The sequence below is a fragment of the Arthrobacter sp. StoSoilA2 genome, from assembly GCF_019977195.1.
In the GTDB taxonomy this organism is placed as follows: Bacteria; Actinomycetota; Actinomycetes; order Actinomycetales; family Micrococcaceae; genus Arthrobacter.
Map to the genome: position 1 here is coordinate 3,758,431 of NZ_AP024643.1, position 17,348 is coordinate 3,775,778.

The window sequence follows — 17,348 nt, forward strand, 5'->3', positions numbered from 1 at the left end:
GTATGTACCTGCGGACACATCGAGATTGCCTAGAAAGTGAAGTCCCCTTGTTCCACCGTCGTCCGTGGTGCCGAAAGCCTCCGTGTCTTATGAAAGTAAGAGTCAGACGGAATAGCCTGGGGTCAGAGCCAAGCGGTGTCCCGCCTCGCAGACCACCCCCTACCTGCTGGATTACGCGTTGCCGGACTTCGGTGAGCATGTCGTTGCCTAGCTTGACCAGATGGAATGCATCGACCAAGACGGCGGTCCCCTGGGAGCCACATTAGCAGGGCCTTGCGGAAGGCGGCTGATGGGTCGATAGCGAGAACCTGCAGGTCCACGCGCCATTGGAGTGTCTGGGCCAACAACCAGTCCCCGACACCCACGCTGTCACGGCCGTCCCAATCCCGAGCGCTTGTCCGGGTGTCTAGATCCACGATGGTAGTCATCCAGCGTTCGTAGGGTTTCCAGGCATCATCGGTCGTAGGGTGGCGGAAGAACCGCACAGTCCTGTTGCGGTGTTCATCGATGCCGAGCATCCGCGGTGCCAGGGCATCAACATCGAGCAGCGTCAGCGCAGCGGAGTCGAAGGCCCGCTGCACCTGCCACCACGAGACACCGAACGAGGATGCGGCCCCAGCGGCTGCCCGTTCGGAATCGATGACGGCGGGCCATCAGGGCGTAGCGGAGTCGGCGGGTGGACCATGCCCTGCGGGAACCTCGGTAGTCTCCTCGGCGAATGTCCGGGCATAGGTACTCATCGCAGAAGAATCTCCGTTTGGACCAGAACACTTCGACCAGGCCGGCCGGAATGCACTCGGGTGCTGATCACGCCCCTGGACAGGCGGCCGGCTTCGGCAGTGGCTTCGACGTGGACTGGCGCTGACCGAAAGCGAGGACTTCAATGTCGGCCACGCGGAAGTCCGGGAAGTTGAAGAGAGCGATGGCAGCATCAGGCACGGAAAAGTAGGCTCGATCAAGGCTCGTAGCTCCCGATTCTTGATTAATGTGTAGAGAACATCCATCACGGCAGGGCTATGAGCCCTTCAGCTTTCAAGACACGGAATCGTTTCACCGCAAACCACAGAGCCGAGAAACTGAGGGGAAGCCAAACGTCGAAAGCGACGAAAACTACCGCCTTCGGCCCGAGAGAGACCCTGCCGGCCGCGCATAGTCGAAGTCAGCAGGATCGCCACTCTTTACGGTCAGGTTACCTTGCTTGCTCGACTTGGACGCCCGCACCTTACGCGATCCCTCTTCCTCTTGCACGTAGTACGTGTACGAGTAAGCATCGGGACCCTTTAGCGGCAGACGGTTCAACACAATCCCAAGAATGTTGGCACCGACCATCTCCAGGGCGTTAAGTGATTTTTGAAGCTCATGTCGCCGGAGCTTCTGGGTGCCGATCACTACTACTACGCCTCCCACATGCTGCGCTAGGACCGCCGCATCAGTGACGGGGAGTAGGGGCGGGGCGTCAATAACTACCGCGTCGAAGGCATCTTCTAGCCTCTTTACAAGTCGTTTCATCGCATCGGAGCCGAGAAGCTCGCTAGGGTTCGGTGGAATTTGTCCCGAAGTCAGGACGTAAAGCTGATCGTCTCCCCAATGCTGAAGCAGGTCATTGATGTCTGCTATTCCTACGAGCGCCGTCGTTAGTCCCGCGTTGCGGTCAAGGCCTAAGTACTTGGAGACCGTCGGACGTCGTAGATCTGCATCCACCAGGCAAACAGATTGTCCGGCCTGAGCCAGGGCGATGGCCAAATTCGTAGCCGTTGTGCTTTTGCCTTCCCCAGGCACCGATGATGTGACCAAAACCGTCTTTGCTTTGCCAGCCACATTGGCAAACTGAAGGTTCGTGCGTATTTGCCTGAAAGACTCGGCTCTGGGACTTTGATGTGAGGCCTGGGTCAGCAAGGGGCGCTGGACGGCGCCAGCGTCGAAACTAATTCCGCCAAGCAACGGAGAATCTGTAACCTGCCGAAGATCGCTCTCACCTCTAACCCGAGAATCCAAAGTCGTTCGAAGCAGTGCAATTCCAACGCCGCTCGCGGCACCGATAATCAGGCCAAGGATTAAGTTTAGGCGCGTATTGGGGGCGGAGGGCGTTTTGGGTGCAACCGCAGGTGTCACAATTGAAAGGCTCACTGCCGATGCCCCACCGTTTTTCGGCCTTTCAAGACCGTCTATGACATGAATTAGGCTATCTGCAACGGCTTGGGCGACGGCGGCCGCTTGCACCGGAGAAGTATCAGATACGGAAATATTGATAAGAACCGTATTCAGATCGGATCCAGCCGAAACGTTCTTAGCAAGTTCGCTCGCCGTTAGGTTGAGCCCCAGGCTATCGATTGCAGGCTGAAGGACAGCGGGTGTCTTTACTGTCTTGACGTAAGACTGAACACGAGCTTGGCTGAAAGTGTTCCCCTGCTGCAGTTCCTGCACGGAACCTGAATTCTGAATTGCTACGAAGAGCTGCGTATCCGCGGTGTATGTTGGCTTCACCAAAATTGAGGCTGCTCCGCCGGCTAGAAGGCCTGCCATCGAAATAGCGACAACCAAGATCCAGTTGCGACGCAATATGCGTGCGTATTCGTGCAGATCCAAATTATGGTCCCCCTGTATTTTTCGCTGCGAGTCGCCACCTCTGAGCCAGCGGCAAGTTTCAAACGCTAGGTCAAGTGTACCCACGAGGCGACACCAACGTTGGTGCGTTACGCCTTGGCTCAAACGGGAATGAAGTTACCCAACAACAAGACCGTGAACAACTGGGATTCGGAGCGCCACTGGGGCTCCTTTCCTACGGCCTCCTGCACGATAGGACTCAAGGCGCGCAGACTAGCTCATGGCACGACGATAGACAGCATCAACTTTTTGAGCCTGAGACTGTACATCAAACTCGCGCTCGACACGGCCTCGAGCCGATAGGCCTAGCCTGGCGGCAAGTTCCTTATCGTCTAAGACTGCAATCAATAATTCAGCCAAGCCCGCAACATCCCGTTCCCGAACCAACAAGCCCGTTTCACCGTTCACGACCGCATCCAGGATTCCGCCGTGTTCCGTCGCGATGACGGGCCTTCCTGTGGCCCCGGCTTCCAAGATTACCTGCCCCAACCCTTCCTGGTCCCCTGACGCTGCGGTGATGCTAGGAAGGCAGAGTAGACGAGCACCTTGTAGTTCGGCCAAAACGCGATCGTGCGGCTGAACACCCAGAAAATCAACGGAATCTGTCAGCGCCAGCTGGGCCACCTGTGCCTTAAGCTTTTCTTCCAGCGGTCCGGACCCTATAATTCTTAGCCTCGCTTCTGGAATCTTTTTAAGGACCAGGGCGAACGCACTAACCAAGTCAGCCGTTCCCTTCTTTTCTACCAAGCGGGCAACGTGCAGAATAACAGGAGCGTCGGGTATCTCACTGACCTGGATCTTTCGAGTGTCCACCCCCGTACCGATGACTGTGGTGTTCTCGGGGTTGGCACCAAGCTCGATTGCAAGGCGCTGAATATGTCGCGACACACAAATAAGGAGGTCCGCGGACCTCAAAAATTTTCCTCGAAAAATCGAATAATAAACCCATGCGGGCCGCTTCGAGCTGAATAAGGCAGACCTGGACGTAGTAACGTCAAAGCCGTGCAATGTCGTGACATGCGGGATGCCAAGGGAGCGCGCTGCTCCCTGCGAGTACATTCCTTCCACTCCAAAGTGTGCATGCACGATATTTATGTCGTACTCCTGCAGGATTCGTCTGAGCGGCCGATGGTCACCAAATAATGTGTGTCTAACTACGGCTAATTTGCCTTGATCAGAAATCGTCGCCGTATTCAAATTTGGTATTGGTGCCACAATTGGATCTCGGGAAGTGATCAAGACTTTCGAAACCTTGAGCGCTTGGGCTTGCATCGGGATAAATTGCTCAGATGGCTTGAATACCGAATGCCTAAACACGGAGACACGAATTGGCGAATAGATGTTGTCTGGCATTGCTCTACTTACCTATCATTTCGGTATTCATCGATGCTTTGACGCCGAGATCCACGGCAAAAACCGGTCATTCTTTGGATCTCCTCAAGAGGACGGAAAGGAAAGCTGATCTCACAATATTCCTTAGTGAGGCTCTGAGCGACGGGACCAGCAGGAGGTTTGCAACCCATCCAAGACCTACGTATGCCAAGTCCCAAAGAACTTCAAGATTAGCAAGGGCCAACAGAACCGTTACTGCGATGGCCGGCGAAGTGGCGAGCAATTGCCGTGCAACTCGCCGCTCGAGCCCTAACGCAAATGCGGTCCCTAGCGTCAAGACGAACCCATAAGCGGATGGACCCAAGCCTATGGCAATCGGGCCAACCAGCGAGACGCCTAACCACTGCACAAGGACCTGGCTAACAATGGCCAACAGTGTACAAAGCAGCACAGCGCGGTTGCGTCCCACCGCGGTGAGGGCTCTTGAAAGAGAGTATCCCAAGACTTGGAAGGCCAACCCTAAAGATAACCCCAAGAGTACATTGGTCGTAAGCAGCTCAGCCTCCGGCCCGAATTCACCACGCCTATAGAGCAGGTGAATTATCGAACCCGAACTCACGGCAAGAATTGCGGATACGGGGAGCATCAACACCATTATGGCATCATTCATGCGTGAAACTTGGCGTCGGTAGTCTCGGCGGCCCAGTGCGGAGAGCTGCGTAAGGCCGAGGATGCCGAGAGGGACGGCCACGACGGACATAACTGATTCAGAAACGGTTCGGGCATAGTCAACAGCGGCAACAAGCCCAGGATCACCGAAGGAGGCAAAGACTCGTTCCAGCACGATGGACAGTTGTAACGCTACTGGAAGCATGAAAAGCGGTGCAATTCCCTTTGCCCCGTCGACAACGAATCGCCAGCCTTCCCTGAGGTCACAAGCATCAGGTAGTCCTACAAGTCGTCCCCGAAGAAGCAGCACCCAACATATCCCCGCGTTTACCACCCAGGCCATAAGCAGCCCGATCGCGAGCCATGGCACCCAGCTTGTAAACACCGCAAGAATGGTTCCCAACAATAATCCAAAGCTTTGAATCATTTGACGGCTAGAAGTTGGAAAATAGTTGCCGTGCGCCCCAAGCGCGTACGCCTGCACCGCTGACAATCCGTACAGAGGAATAACCCAACACAGGAGGCCCAGCAGCATCGTTGCCTGCTCCGTAGTCGCCGCGTCAACCCCTGGGACTATGAGTTCTACGAGTGGAGTCCTCGCGAAGTAAACAGCGAAGGCCACTCCGATCAGAATGACCGCGATCCACAGAATATAGCCGCGTAGCATTGACTGCGCTCTGGCTGCGTTAACCTTGATCTCTCGTGCATAGCTTGGTGCGAATGCAGCCGAAAGAAGATCCCCAGAAACAAGATTGGCCGGCACGATTGTTGCCGTTTGCGCGACTCGAAATCCAGAAGCGATCGCACCTGTTCCAAAAGCGCCTGCGAAGACCACTTCACGTAAGAGTGCAACAACTTTGCCGAGCAGACTTCCTACAGCAAGGACTAAGAAGCCGCGGGCGAAGCGGCTCATCGACGGTTCCTGGCCTCTAACTGCTGGGTGGAGCTCCTGCTAGCGGGCCCCCGTGCAGAACGGCAAAATTCTGCAACCAGATCGACGTAGCCTTTAGCAACCGTATCCCAATCATACTGATAAACAGTCGATCTAATCTTCTCGGAATTTGCTTCCCCCCCGCCAAGGCTAAGCGTCCTCTCAATGGCTTGAGCGATCTCAAGGGGAATACAGTTCGTGACTGAACCATTCAGGCCCTCAACGATAAGCCCTGACGCAGGGCATTCGGGTGTCAGGACTATTGGGAGGCCAGCCGCCAGCGCTTCGAGAGCAACAAGAGGCATTGTCTCTGCATGACTAGGAAGGCAGAAGATACTGGAACCCGCCAAAAAAGGGCGAACATCAGCCCACTCACCGGCGAAAAGAACCCTCGGTTCAATGCCCAACTCCGTGATTTTTCGATCGTAAAGTTGCCTGTTTTGGGAGGTTCCACCAACGACGATGAGTCCACAGTTTGACGGGAGAGCAGAGATTGCGATTAGTAGCTCATCAAGACCCTTCCGCTTCCATTCGTGCCCAATAAAGAGAATTGCGTGATCAATTCCAGATGCACGTTTCCAGTCGGAAACCAGTAGTGGAACCTCCAGGTCGTTGCTCTGCCCAAAGCGTCTTACATCAACACCGTTTTCAATCACATAAATGCGATCAGAGCCTCCGGCCAGCCTCTCGACGTCAGGACGGGCCCCCTCGGAAACCGAAACAAGCAATCTTCCGAATGATGGCCGCGAGAGCAAGATCTCCTTGCTTATACGCATGATTCGGACCGGGTTTGCCAGCGCTTTAATCCGTTGAACCCTAGAAAGAGGCCGTGCGGCGAATTCAGCCGAGAAAACATTATGCATTACGAGGACCTGGCCAACCAATGACTCGCAGTTGTGATTGAAAACCAAGAAACCGAGCCAACGAAATCTTAGTGCGATCAGACTCGACATAATCGTAAACACTGCAATCTGTAACGTGTGGCGAAGTAGCCATCCACTGCGCGAATTTGGAATCCATTCGAGCAGCTTGGCACCCAACGGGGTTTCTATTGTGCGGATACCATCCCCCAAATCAAGGGAAGGCGTGTCCGTGATCAACACGACTTCGATATCCTGCTGCGCCATTTTGCGCGCAACCTGTTTTACCACCTCGCCCCCACCCGATGCTCGGATGTCGCGAGCTACATGACATACTTTCATCTGGGTGTTCGATTCCCTTCTTTGGCGTCAATGTAGTCAAACCTGGGCACGAATCGGACCTCGATCCGAGTCACGAAGTCTCGCTAAGCAATCGCTCGACCAAGGCTCGTGCTTCCTGGCCCCGACCTACCCATGAGTTCTGCTCCGCCAGACTCCTCCTAGCGGCGACCACCCGATCAACCGCGGGTAAATCGAGTTGCCCACGGACAAGATCAACAAAGTGCCTGTGACTTTCGGAAACACTCACATGAGGTGCATCCGGTGCCACCCCGGGAATGGGCGTCGACACAACCGCCAGCCCAGCAGCAAGATATTCATAGGTCTTGAGGGGGCTCACGCCCTTTGTATAAGGTGTCAACTTGTACGGGACTAGGCCAACTTTGCAACGAGCCATCAATTTCGACAATTCCTGGAGGGTCAGGGCTCCATGGTAGTGGGCTCCGCGATTCAGGAGAGCGTCAACGAGAGACTGACTTTCGCCGCCGCCTTCGGCGACTGGACCAGCCAAGTGAAGCTCCACCCCGCTCCTCAGGAGATCATCCAGGAGTTCGAAGTCAACTTTTTTTTCACTCAAATTTCCAGCAAAAACAGCGCCATTGCGCTTAAGAGATTCTCCATCCACAACCGCGCTGATGACTGATGTGTCGGCAACGTTTGGCCAGTAGATTACGTTCGTGAATCCCTGCCTCTCAAGGTGTTGGACAACGACCTTGCTGCTACCAATGGCCGTTATTCCAGTGTTCGCCAGTCGACGCTCTTCCCTGTCAATCAGACGCGAATCGATTCCCGGAAATTCTGCATAGAGATCTACGCAGTGATAGACAGATATTTCTGAAAATTGTTCAAAACCATAGGTGAGGGGTGAATAGGTCCAGAAGACACGCGCAGGACTTTCCGTCCACGCTTTGAAATACGAATTAAGCAATTGCCGGTTAATACTTAGCCAAGGAAAAGTGTGTATCGGTATGATTTTCGGAGAAATGACATTTGTATTTCTATCAAGCGGACGAAACATGTTCGATCGTTTTTGTACCCCTTGGAGCCGCTTTGCCATTCGCTTCAAATCACGAACTTTTAGCTCAGGCCTACGTAGGCCCAACGACTCCACGAAGGTGGTCCTAAATGTTTGGGACAGCTCTCTAACCATATAGTGTTGATTCGTCGCAATCGGTTGATTCCAATCAGCGGTACCTAGTATCAAGATGTGAGGATCGTTCTGGTTCATCTCTATTTGCCACTTTCAAGATTCAAGTATCGGGTGAGGTAAATGGGCCGCCCTGCATGGGGAAAAGCACAAGTATGTCTAGTAAGTAGGGTATGAGTCAGCAACCCAACTAAGAATTTCAGATTCGAAGCGTTGCCTAGAAAACTTGAGCGCGTGCTCAGCGATTGCGCCTCGGTCGAGTTCAAGGGAACGGCCGATAGCCTCAGCAAGGGACTCCTGGTCGTCCGGATGGAAGTGAGCGCCAGTTACTCCATCCAGAACGCTTTCGCTGGCGCCGCCGATCCTGTTCGCAACAACTGGAGTACCAACAGCCATCGCCTCGACGGGCATGATTCCAAAATCCTCGATTGGAGGAAATACGTAGACGCGCGCTTTCTGATAAAGAGCCCTAAGAAGGCTATTTGACGGCGCGATGACAAAGTGGACCGGAACTTCGGCTGCCGCGGCTAGCTGACGCAGCCGGCCCTCTTCAGGGCCGGCCCCAGCAATAACCACCGACATACCGGCCAATTGGCCAGCTACTATGGCGAGGTCCAGACGTTTGTACGGAATAAATCGCGATGCACCCAAGACAAAAGCGTCCGGCAGAGCATCAAGGGTCACTCTGTCTCTCGGCTCCAGAACGGACGCCCAGTCATCGACCGCAAGTATTTCTTCTACCTCAACGGGCGGATAGATGACTCGGGATTCAAGTCCCCATGCCTTGATTATTCTCTGGCGCACGAACTCACTGTTTGCTGCGATGCCATGCGCCTCCGCCGCACGTCTGCGATCAATGGGTTTGAGGACGGCGGCTGCGATTCGGACCAGCAGATTCTGGCCTCGTGTGTCGTACTCCGGCTCCCAGATATATCGAGCGGGAGTGTGAACATACAAAAGTTTTCGCATCCTTCGCGGCACGGCCACGTGATGAGCAAAGAGGTGTGAACTTACAATCGCTAGACGAGAGCTGTGGTGGCGCGCCTTAGTCCAGCGCCAGACAAGTGGCATCAGAGGAAGGCTTAGGATTTTGCGCCCATGAAAGGGTTGCATCGCTAAGATGGTTTGCAGCACTCGCCCTGGCCCCGAAATCTCTACGTTCGGTTCCTTCCACAGGCACAGTAAGTCAGAACCTTGAAAAGTCTGCCTGATAGCGCTGGCGACGTTTTCCGAACCGCCAACTGAGGCGAACCATTCGTGGACTATTAGCGGCTGATCCGGGAGTCCGATCTCATTATCCATGGTTGCCATCGGTCCCCTAATCGCGCCCACCTCGGGCATATCGTTAAACTTTTCTACTTGTATCATGTCAATCGAACACTAGTGTTTCCCGAAGGTGAAAGACGCCTACATCCTCGGGCCGCCTGTGTGACCGACCACACACCTTTCGTGCACTCCAACGTTATGTGACTTGCAAGGTGTCGCCGTGGATGAATCGACCCCGATTACCAGTATTATTCACTTCGGTAGAGTGTCATTCCGTCCAGGGGGTTGGTATGGGGACTGCGCGATTGCAGTGGCGGACGTGGCAGCGAAAATATGAAGCACGGATCCAAATTCTGGATGCATGCGTCGTCATTTGGGCGATGTTCGGGGCATACGGCGTCCGTTTCGGATTTGCGGACGTAGCAGTCAGCGACGGCGACTATGTCCTTCTTGCCGCAGGGCTAGGCGTCGTTTGGTGGATCATGTTGGGCTATTGGGGCACCCGGGAAACCAAGATTCTTGGTGCTGGCTCCGAGGAGTACAAACGTGTTGTCGCCGCTTCGGGATGGCTATTTGGATTCGTGGCCGTTTTCTCTTACGCCCTAAGAATCGACACTGCCCGCGGATTTGTAGGCCTAGCCTTTCCAGCTGGAGTCCTCGGCCTCCTGGCCGTGAGGTGGTTGCTTCGTCAGCATTTAGCTCTTGAACGCACCAAGGGCAGAAGCGCGTCCCGTGTACTTATCATTGGCGGCCTTCATTCGGCAGCGCATCTAGTAAAGTCTCTCCAGAGTCAGCCGGCAGCCGGCTACGTGCCGGCAGCAGCTCACTTACCCGGGTTCGACGGCGTGTCCGAATTCAATGCGGAACTAAATGTCCCGGTCACCGGTACAGAAACCAGCGTCGAAGCCATACTTGCGGTAATAGACGCCACGCAGGTCGACACGGTTGCTATCTCAACCGGGGCTGCGCTACTGCCTCAGGACCTCCGCCGACTCGGCTGGGAGTTGTCGGCGCGAGATATCGGCATGATTCTGGCGCCGGCGTTGACGGATATTGCCGGGCCTCGAATACATACCCAACCTGTCGCCGGACTTCCCCTGATCCACGTTTCCACACCCAAGCTGACCGGAGGAAAGAGAGTTGCCAAAAGGGCATTCGACATCCTCATCGCCGGAACGTTGACACTGCTTTTGTCGCCGGCCTTCGTGATTCTGGCAGTCCTTGTAAAGGCTACTAGCAGCGGGCCGATCTTCTACTCTCAGGAACGTGTGGGCCTGCGTGGGACAACCTTCAAGATGCTGAAGTTCCGATCTATGAAAATCAACGCGGACGCCGAACTACAGAAGCTGCTGGCTGCCCAAGGCACGTCGGACAAACCCCTCTTCAAGGTCGAGAATGATCCCCGGATTACGCGCGTTGGAAGAATTCTCCGCAAGTTCTCTTTGGACGAGCTACCGCAGCTGCTCAACGTGTTGTCGGGCAGCATGAGTTTGGTCGGTCCGCGTCCGCAACGAGAAGGTGAAGTCGCCCTTTATGACGCCGCAGCATATCGGCGTTTGTATGTCAGCCCTGGTATGAGCGGATTGTGGCAGGTCAGTGGTCGATCCAACCTGAGCTGGGAAGAAAGCATTCGTTTGGACCTTTACTACGTTGAGAATTGGTCGCTGATGGGTGACGTCGTGATTCTCTTCAAGACGTTTCGCGCCGTTTTTGCAAGCACTGGCGCGGTCTGATTAACCGTCAACAAACATGTAACGCGGCACGGACACTCCCTGACCGCAAATGAGGAAGGCAAGAACTATGCGCATCTCCGTCATCGGTTGCGGCTATCTGGGCGCCGTCCACGCTGCGTGCATGGCCAAACTCGGCCATGAAGTCGTCGGAATCGACGTCGACAAAGACAAGATCTCAGAGCTGTCTTCAGCACGAGCCCCTTTTTTTGAACCTGGATTAGAGGAACTGCTGAAAGAAGTACAAGAAACGGGACGTTTGACGTTTGCAACTGACATGGCGGCAGCGACAAGAAGTACCGTCCACTTCGTTTGTGTTGGCACCCCGCAGAAGAAGGGCGAGAACGGCGCAGACCTGTCCTTCGTAGACGCGGCGATTGCCAGCCTGGTTCCTCATTTGGCCCCTGGCGATCTGGTCGTTGGAAAGTCCACAGTCCCCGTCGGCACTGCTTCAAGGCTTTCCGAAGTTCTGGCGGAAGCCCAACCTGAAGCCCACCTGGTCTGGAACCCCGAATTCCTGCGAGAGGGCCATGCCGTTTCAGATACGTTGAATCCGGATCGCTTTGTCTACGGCGTCGCTGGCGGATCCGAAGATCATCCTGCCGTGGCAATCCTCGACGACGTCTACGGAACGCCCCTTTCTTCGGGCACTCCACGATTGGTCATGGATCACCCAACGGCCGAACTGGTCAAGACGGCAGCCAATTCGTTCCTTGCAACGAAAATTTCCTTTATTAATGCAATGGCTGAGCTATGCGAAGCCGCAGGGGCCGACGTCACGCGTTTGGCAGATGCCATAGGCATTGACGACAGGATAGGGCGAAAGTTCCTCAACGCCGGCATTGGTTTTGGCGGTGGCTGCCTGCCAAAAGATATTCGCGCCTTCATGGCTCGCGCCGGAGAACTTGGGGCGGACCAAGCGCTCACATTCCTGCGGGAAGTCGATGCCATCAACATGAGGCGACGAACGCGGGTGGTTGAATTAGCGCGCGAGTTGTGTCAGGGAAGCTTACTTGGCAAACGTATTTCCGTATTGGGAGCTGCATTTAAGCCCGCGAGCGACGACGTCCGTGATTCACCGGCGCTAAGCATCGCAGCCCAGCTTCAACTCCAGGGAGCAGTGGTCACAGTCACGGACCCTAAGGCACTTTCGAACGCTGCGAAGCGATTCCCAGAGCTGCATTATGAGTCCGAGACGAGCAAAGCCGTCGCCAAAGCAGACGCACTGCTCCTGCTCACAGAGTGGGACGAATATCGAAGCCTCGACCCATATGAACTGATCACGAGCGTTTCGGCTCCTCGTATTCTGGATGGTCGAAACGTGCTTGACGCTGCCAAGTGGCGCGCTGCCGGTTGGCAATACCGCGGACTTGGACGGCCGTAACCCATGACTCACGAAGAAACGACTCAGCGCAAGGGCGTGGCAAGGACGAGTAACAGCTCCTCCCATTACCGGAGAAAACTCCGTCGCCGCCTTGTAGTGGCGGGAATCTGGACGATTGCGATGGCGATCGCAATTGTGGGTGTGAGTGCCTGGCTGGGGTCAAAGGTGGCAACAGTCAGGTCCGAATTACAATCAGCCACTGCGCTACTTCCAACCCTCAAGTCTCAACTAAGCGCGAATGATGCCGCAGCGGCGACGAGCACCGTGGCGGCCCTGGTCCAGCACACCGGGTCGGCCCGCGAGGCCGCCAATGACCCACTATGGAAGGCAACTTCAATGCTTCCTTGGGTGGGACCCAACCTACAAGCGGCAAGCGAGGTGGCAACGTCCGCGGACGACGTCGCTCGTCTCGGGGCCGTTCCTCTTGTTCGTGCGTTTCAGCTACTGGACTGGAAGACTCTAACGCCGACGTCGGAAGGGATGGATCTCAAACCACTGAGGACTGCCGCGCCAAAGGTTCAGTCCGCCGCGAACGCCGTTCGGCAATCCTCCGAACGTCTAAACAGCATCGAGACGGGAAGCCTCCTGCCGCAGATATCAGCCCCCTTGATGGAGGCTCGTGAAGAGCTGGCTGGTCTCAGCGAACAACTCGAATCAGCTGCGGACGCTGCCAATCTAGCTCCCACGATGTTGGGGGATGACACTCCACGACGGTACCTGCTCCTGATGCAGAACAGCGCCGAATCCAGAGCTACGGGCGGTATCCCTGGCGCGCTGGCTGTACTTAGCTTGAATAAGGGCAAACTGCAACTCGAATCCCAAACAAACGCCGGCGCCCTAGGGACCTTCGTCCCACCCATACCCACTGACGCCGAGCAGGAGGTGATCTACTCCGCCCGCATCGGCAAGTTCATGCAGGATGTAAACCTCACGCCGGACTTCGCCACAACGGCCCGCACCGCTCATGCCATGTGGGAAAAGAAGACGGGGGAACGTTTGGACGGGGTTCTCTCCATCGATCCCGTGGCCCTAAGCTTCCTGCTTGAGGCAACCGGTCCTGTGCAAATCACGGATCCCGTAGTGCAAAAAATCGGCGAAAACCTCCCGATAGAACTGAACTCAAAAAATGTAGTGCGCACACTACTCTCCGACGCCTACGCGTCAATCAAGAATCCCGACCTTCAGGACGTCTACTTCGCCGGTGCGGCCAAGGAGATCTTTTCCGCCATCTCAGATGGAAAGAGTGACCCCAAGCGCCTGATTGATGCTGTGGCCATGGGCGTTGATGAACGCCGGATCTTGCTGTGGTCCGCGACGTCCGAGGAACAGGCCACCATAGAGAAGTACACAATCGCAGGAGCCGTCTCAGGATCCAGTGTTTCTCCCACGGAATTCGGGGTCTACTTCAATGACGGTACTGGCGCAAAAATGGACTACTGGATCAAACGCAGTGTCCAGGTGGTAAAGGATTGCACGAGGGATGGATACCGCGAAGTGGTCGTTCGGGTGACCAGCACAAACACCGCACCGGCAGATGCAGGAACTTCACTGCCGCCTTACGTGACCGGCGATGGCATTTTTGGCGTTCCGGCAGGCAGCGTCCAAACCAACGTCTTAGCTTACGGTCCAGCCCAGTCGGATATTGACACGGTTGTCAAAGATGGAAAACAGATCCCCTTCGCTGCCCATCGACATAGTCAGCGGTCTGTTGGAATGACTACCATCCGACTTGCGCCTGGAGCGAGCACAACCTTGGAGTTCAATTTTGGTCGGATCGTGCAGCATAGTGATCCCGAAATAGTTGTCACACCCACCACGCAACCCGTCAAGGATGTGGTCCTAACCGCACAAATGAAGCCTTGTGAATAGGACAAGACAAGTTCGTTAATCTTTTGTAACGGGTTTGGATTTTCTTTGCAGTGGCTAGCACTGAAATGGTAGGTTCTTGTTGGGCAACACATGAGATTTCGCCTTAGGGTCGCTCAGGGCCCCGGAAATCTCCAACACACACGTGGTAACCAAAACGGGTCTCAGGGGGACACACATGAAGAAATCTCTTGCAGCGCTTACGCTCGCAGGTTCCATCGCTCTTGTCGGCGCAGTTCCGGCCGTCGCAACCAACTACCCGGCACCAAACTCCGGCGTTGCAGTTTCCGACGCATCCGTGGCACCGGGTGAAGCATTTACTTTTAGTGGCACAGGTTTTACCCCCGGTGAAGGCATTACCATCACCGTCACGCCGACCGGCACGCCTGCAGCTAGCGGCGGTAGCGTTTCTGCCGGCAGCCTCTCCATTTCCGGTCGCATTCCGTTGGCTCCTTCAACAGTGGGTGCTGTAGCAGACGCAAATGGCGCCTTTGCAACACCGATCGTCATCGACACCCCGGGAGCATACGCCCTGACTGCCACTGGCAACACTTCAGGCCACACTGTTGGTCCCGTCACCGTCGTAGTGGGTGGCACGGCACTTTCAAACACTGGCGGCAACTCCGGCACGGGAACGGGTCTGGCGAACACTGGCGGTGTGCCGCTGGCAAACACTGGCGCTGACTCCAGCCTGATCCTTTGGTCCCTCGTGGGCGCAGGCGCGCTGGCCGCTGGTACCGCATCCGTGGTGGTCGCCCGCCGCCGCGCAAAGAACACCGAGGCTGCTGCCTAAAGGCACCACGCTTCAAACCTCGGGTGGCTTGTCGACGAAGATATTTCGTCGACAAGCCACCCTTTTCTGTTTTCGCGTTCCAAGTCCAAGAGCTTCTGTGGTATTCATATGATTATGGGGCGGCATTGGCGTAGGCGACGGTGGCATTTCGAGCTGCGTTTGCCCTCATACCACTTACCGACGCTTCCACAGGAATTTCCCCAATACGTTCTCCTGGCACTGCTGGCAGTTGCCGCCGCCAGCGTCAGCGCTTGGGCACTGATCCGAAGTTCTTGAGGTGCAATTGAAAAACACACTCCCCTGGCGCGTAGCTCTAGTCGCATATTTGGGGAGCCTGGGTGTTATCGGTTTTTGGCCTACTCCAGTGGACCAACCCATCCAAGGAACACTCGCAACCGTGCTGAATTTCCTGCACCGGCACGGCGTACCGCCTTGGTTCGACTATCATGTAGTGGAATCCTCGGCAAACGTAGCCATGTTCATTCCGCTCGGATTTTTTGCAGCTATGGCCTTCCCAACACGAGGTTGGTGGGTCATCACTGGGCTCGGAATCTTGGTCTCTACGTGTATGGAGCTTGGGCAATTACTGTTCATTACAGCCCGCTTTTCAAGCGTAGTTGATGTTGTCATGAACACACTTGGGACTGTCATTGGCATCGCAGTAGCGCGGTTGATTGCCGGGAGAAGGCAGCTAAAGTTCGCCTAGTTCCCAAGGCAATTCCTAACCGATGAAATCCTTCATCCAGGACTTCAAATCCTCGCCGAATTCAGGGCGCTCGGAGGCCAGTGTGATCACGGCTTTCAGGTAACTGAGCTTATCTCCTGTATCGTAACGTCGGCCGCGGAAGACCACTCCGTAGACACCTGCGCCGTCGCCCTCCCCTACGGCGAGTGTCTGGAGCGCGTCCGTGAGTTGGATTTCGCCCCCACGGCCAGGTTCGGTGTTTTCCAGAACGTCAAACACAGACGGGTGCAGGACATAGCGTCCAATAATCGCCAGGTTGGACGGCGCATCTTCCACTTTGGGCTTCTCAACCAAGCTATTGATGCGGACATAGCCTTCGCCATCAATAGAGGAGATGTCGGCACAGCCATAAGCGCTGATCTGTGATGGCTCCACCTCGATCAAAGCGATGACCGACCCACCGGTTTTCGCTTGAACATCCATCATGGTGGTCAGGAGTTCGTCGCGCTCATCAATGAGGTCATCGCCCAGCAGAACAGCAAAAGGCTCGTCTCCCACATGCTGGCGGCCGCAGAGGACTGCATGCCCAAGCCCCTTGGGCTCTCCCTGGCGCACGTAGTGGATGGGGCCCAGTGCCGAGGCGTGCTGGACCGCGTCCAGGCGTGCTTGATCGCCCTTCAGCTCCAGTGACCGTTCCAGCGCCGGTGTCCGGTCAAAGTGATCTTCCAGGGCCCGCTTGCTTTGGCCCGTGATCATGAGGATGTCAGTGAGGCCGGCATTTACAGCTTCCTCGACCACGTACTGGATAGCCGGTGCGTCCACAACCGGCAGCATCTCTTTGGGCATTGCCTTGGTGGCAGGCAAAAAACGCGTACCCAGTCCAGCAGCCGGAATTACAGCCTTGCGCACAATATTCCCCCGTGTAGTCATGAGCAAACTCTATAAACCCTCACGGGAATTACGAAATTTGATATACGCATATTAGTAAATGGCTTACAGGGGGTCTACCCTCTTTGATTCAGAAGCCGCTGCAACTTCGTGGTGAACGTAAGGGCAGGTGCTTCCCGGTTTCCCGGGAAACACCTGCTTCCTTTATAGACGTAGTACTTACTGAAGCCTAAGCCTTACCCTTGGCACGGCGAATCAGCGCTGCGGATGCTGCGCTGGCGGCCAGGGCACCTCCGCCAACCAGCGACCACAGGACCAGGCTGGAATCCGCAGCGGTGTTGGCCTGGCCGTTTGCGCCAACGGCGGTAACGCTGGAAGCACCAGTGAATCCGGAACTTCCCTTGCCGCCGCCGTTGTTGCCTCCGCCCTTGCCGGCATTAACAGTGACGGCTGCCCAGCGCGTGTTGCCTGACGTGGCGCCGACGGCGCTGATGGTGTACCTACCACTATCCGTGAAGGTAATGGAGGTGGAGAAAGCCCCGGTCCCGTCAGCATTAACACTGAAGCTGGACGGAGCGGGCCGCTCGCCGTCCGAATCCTTCTTGCCGCCGGTCCTTTGGAAGGTAACATTGATGGTTTCGCCGGCGACGTAGCCAGCGCCGGCAAAAGTGATGGATTCGCCGGCAGCTATGGTTCCGTCGGAAACGGTCCCCTGCTCGTTGCCCGGCGCCGGGTACGTCGAGGCCATGGCCGGAGACGTGCCGGCCAGTGCGATTATTCCTGCAAGTGCAAGCGCTGCAATAGACTTCTTCAATTGTCCCCCCTGAGACTAATTACGAAATTCGTGTGATGTT

13 protein-coding genes are annotated in these 17,348 nt (G+C 55.7%); 5 read left to right on the forward strand and 8 right to left on the reverse strand.

Translation table 11 applies throughout. The annotated features are described in order from the left end of the window. Positions 1-1,110: 1,110 nt before the first annotated feature. The 6 genes from LDN82_RS17075 to LDN82_RS17100 form a co-directional block, all read right to left on the reverse strand. Complete coding sequence (locus tag LDN82_RS17075) at positions 1,111-2,586, reverse strand: polysaccharide biosynthesis tyrosine autokinase (protein ID WP_224165142.1); 1,476 nt, start codon at positions 2,584-2,586, stop codon at positions 1,111-1,113. 231 nt (positions 2,587-2,817) lie between these two features. Next, a complete protein-coding gene (locus LDN82_RS17080; RefSeq protein WP_224165143.1) occupies positions 2,818-3,957 on the reverse strand; it encodes a glycosyltransferase in 1,140 nt (379 codons plus the stop codon). Positions 3,958-4,024: 67 nt separating this feature from the next. Next, positions 4,025-5,518, reverse strand: coding sequence for a lipid II flippase MurJ (locus LDN82_RS17085; RefSeq protein ID WP_224165144.1), 1,494 nt, complete (start codon positions 5,516-5,518; stop codon positions 4,025-4,027). Then, complete coding sequence (locus LDN82_RS17090) at positions 5,515-6,663, reverse strand: glycosyltransferase family 4 protein (RefSeq protein ID WP_263422267.1); 1,149 nt, start codon at positions 6,661-6,663, stop codon at positions 5,515-5,517. The genes LDN82_RS17085 and LDN82_RS17090 overlap by 4 nt, the downstream gene beginning before the upstream one ends. A 145-nt stretch (positions 6,664-6,808) precedes the next feature. Further along, on the reverse strand, positions 6,809-7,963 hold the full coding sequence (locus tag LDN82_RS17095; RefSeq protein ID WP_224165146.1) for a glycosyltransferase: 1,155 nt from the start codon (positions 7,961-7,963) through the stop codon (positions 6,809-6,811). Positions 7,964-8,041: 78 nt separating this feature from the next. Next, positions 8,042-9,250, reverse strand: a complete 1,209-nt coding sequence (locus LDN82_RS17100) for a glycosyltransferase (protein ID WP_224165147.1) — start codon at positions 9,248-9,250, stop codon at positions 8,042-8,044. 122 nt (positions 9,251-9,372) lie between these two features. Here LDN82_RS17100 and LDN82_RS17105 point away from each other — a divergent pair, with 122 nt between their 5' ends. From LDN82_RS17105 to LDN82_RS17125, 5 genes are all read left to right on the forward strand, one after another. Continuing rightward, on the forward strand, positions 9,373-10,881 hold the full coding sequence (locus LDN82_RS17105; protein ID WP_224165148.1) for a sugar transferase: 1,509 nt from the start codon (positions 9,373-9,375) through the stop codon (positions 10,879-10,881). 67 nt (positions 10,882-10,948) lie between these two features. Next, positions 10,949-12,262 (forward strand): UDP-glucose/GDP-mannose dehydrogenase family protein, encoded by a 1,314-nt coding sequence (locus LDN82_RS17110; protein WP_224165149.1) that lies wholly within the window; start codon positions 10,949-10,951, stop codon positions 12,260-12,262. Between the two features lie 480 nt (positions 12,263-12,742). Further along, positions 12,743-14,131, forward strand: coding sequence for a DUF4012 domain-containing protein (locus LDN82_RS17115; RefSeq protein WP_224165150.1), 1,389 nt, complete (start codon positions 12,743-12,745; stop codon positions 14,129-14,131). A 175-nt stretch (positions 14,132-14,306) separates the two neighbouring features. Continuing rightward, positions 14,307-14,921 carry an LPXTG cell wall anchor domain-containing protein gene (locus LDN82_RS17120; RefSeq protein ID WP_224165151.1) on the forward strand — a complete coding sequence of 205 codons (615 nt, stop codon included), beginning with the start codon at positions 14,307-14,309 and terminating at the stop codon, positions 14,919-14,921. A gap of 277 nt (positions 14,922-15,198) precedes the next feature. Beyond that, positions 15,199-15,627: a VanZ family protein gene (locus LDN82_RS17125; RefSeq protein ID WP_224165152.1), complete on the forward strand. Its 429-nt coding sequence runs from the start codon at positions 15,199-15,201 to the stop codon at positions 15,625-15,627. A 15-nt stretch (positions 15,628-15,642) separates the two neighbouring features. On the opposite strand, the gene galU is transcribed toward LDN82_RS17125, so the two are convergent. Together galU and LDN82_RS17135 are read right to left on the reverse strand one after the other, a co-directional pair. Continuing rightward, on the reverse strand, positions 15,643-16,536 hold the full coding sequence (gene galU / locus LDN82_RS17130; protein ID WP_224165153.1) for a UTP--glucose-1-phosphate uridylyltransferase GalU: 894 nt from the start codon (positions 16,534-16,536) through the stop codon (positions 15,643-15,645). Between the two features lie 187 nt (positions 16,537-16,723). Further along, on the reverse strand, positions 16,724-17,308 hold the full coding sequence (locus tag LDN82_RS17135) for a hypothetical protein (protein ID WP_224165154.1): 585 nt from the start codon (positions 17,306-17,308) through the stop codon (positions 16,724-16,726). Between the last annotated feature and the right edge of the window lie 40 nt (positions 17,309-17,348).

What these genes read in the sequence shown, in the direction of transcription:
- LDN82_RS17110 (WP_224165149.1), top strand. Translation starts at nt 10,949, where the DNA reads ATGCGCATCTCCGTCATCGGTTGCGGCTATCTGGGCGCCGTCCACGCT.
- LDN82_RS17115 (WP_224165150.1), top strand. Translation starts at nt 12,743, where the DNA reads ATGGATCTCAAACCACTGAGGACTGCCGCGCCAAAGGTTCAGTCCGCC.
- LDN82_RS17095 (WP_224165146.1), bottom strand. Translation starts at nt 7,963, where the DNA reads ATGAACCAGAACGATCCTCACATCTTGATACTAGGTACCGCTGATTGG.
- LDN82_RS17085 (WP_224165144.1), bottom strand. Translation starts at nt 5,518, where the DNA reads ATGAGCCGCTTCGCCCGCGGCTTCTTAGTCCTTGCTGTAGGAAGTCTG.
- LDN82_RS17120 (WP_224165151.1), top strand. Translation starts at nt 14,307, where the DNA reads ATGAAGAAATCTCTTGCAGCGCTTACGCTCGCAGGTTCCATCGCTCTT.
- LDN82_RS17090 (WP_263422267.1), bottom strand. Translation starts at nt 6,663, where the DNA reads ATGGCGCAGCAGGATATCGAAGTCGTGTTGATCACGGACACGCCTTCC.
- galU (WP_224165153.1), bottom strand. Translation starts at nt 16,536, where the DNA reads ATGACTACACGGGGGAATATTGTGCGCAAGGCTGTAATTCCGGCTGCT.
- LDN82_RS17100 (WP_224165147.1), bottom strand. Translation starts at nt 9,250, where the DNA reads ATGATACAAGTAGAAAAGTTTAACGATATGCCCGAGGTGGGCGCGATT.
- LDN82_RS17105 (WP_224165148.1), top strand. Translation starts at nt 9,373, where the DNA reads ATGAATCGACCCCGATTACCAGTATTATTCACTTCGGTAGAGTGTCAT.
- LDN82_RS17080 (WP_224165143.1), bottom strand. Translation starts at nt 3,957, where the DNA reads ATGCCAGACAACATCTATTCGCCAATTCGTGTCTCCGTGTTTAGGCAT.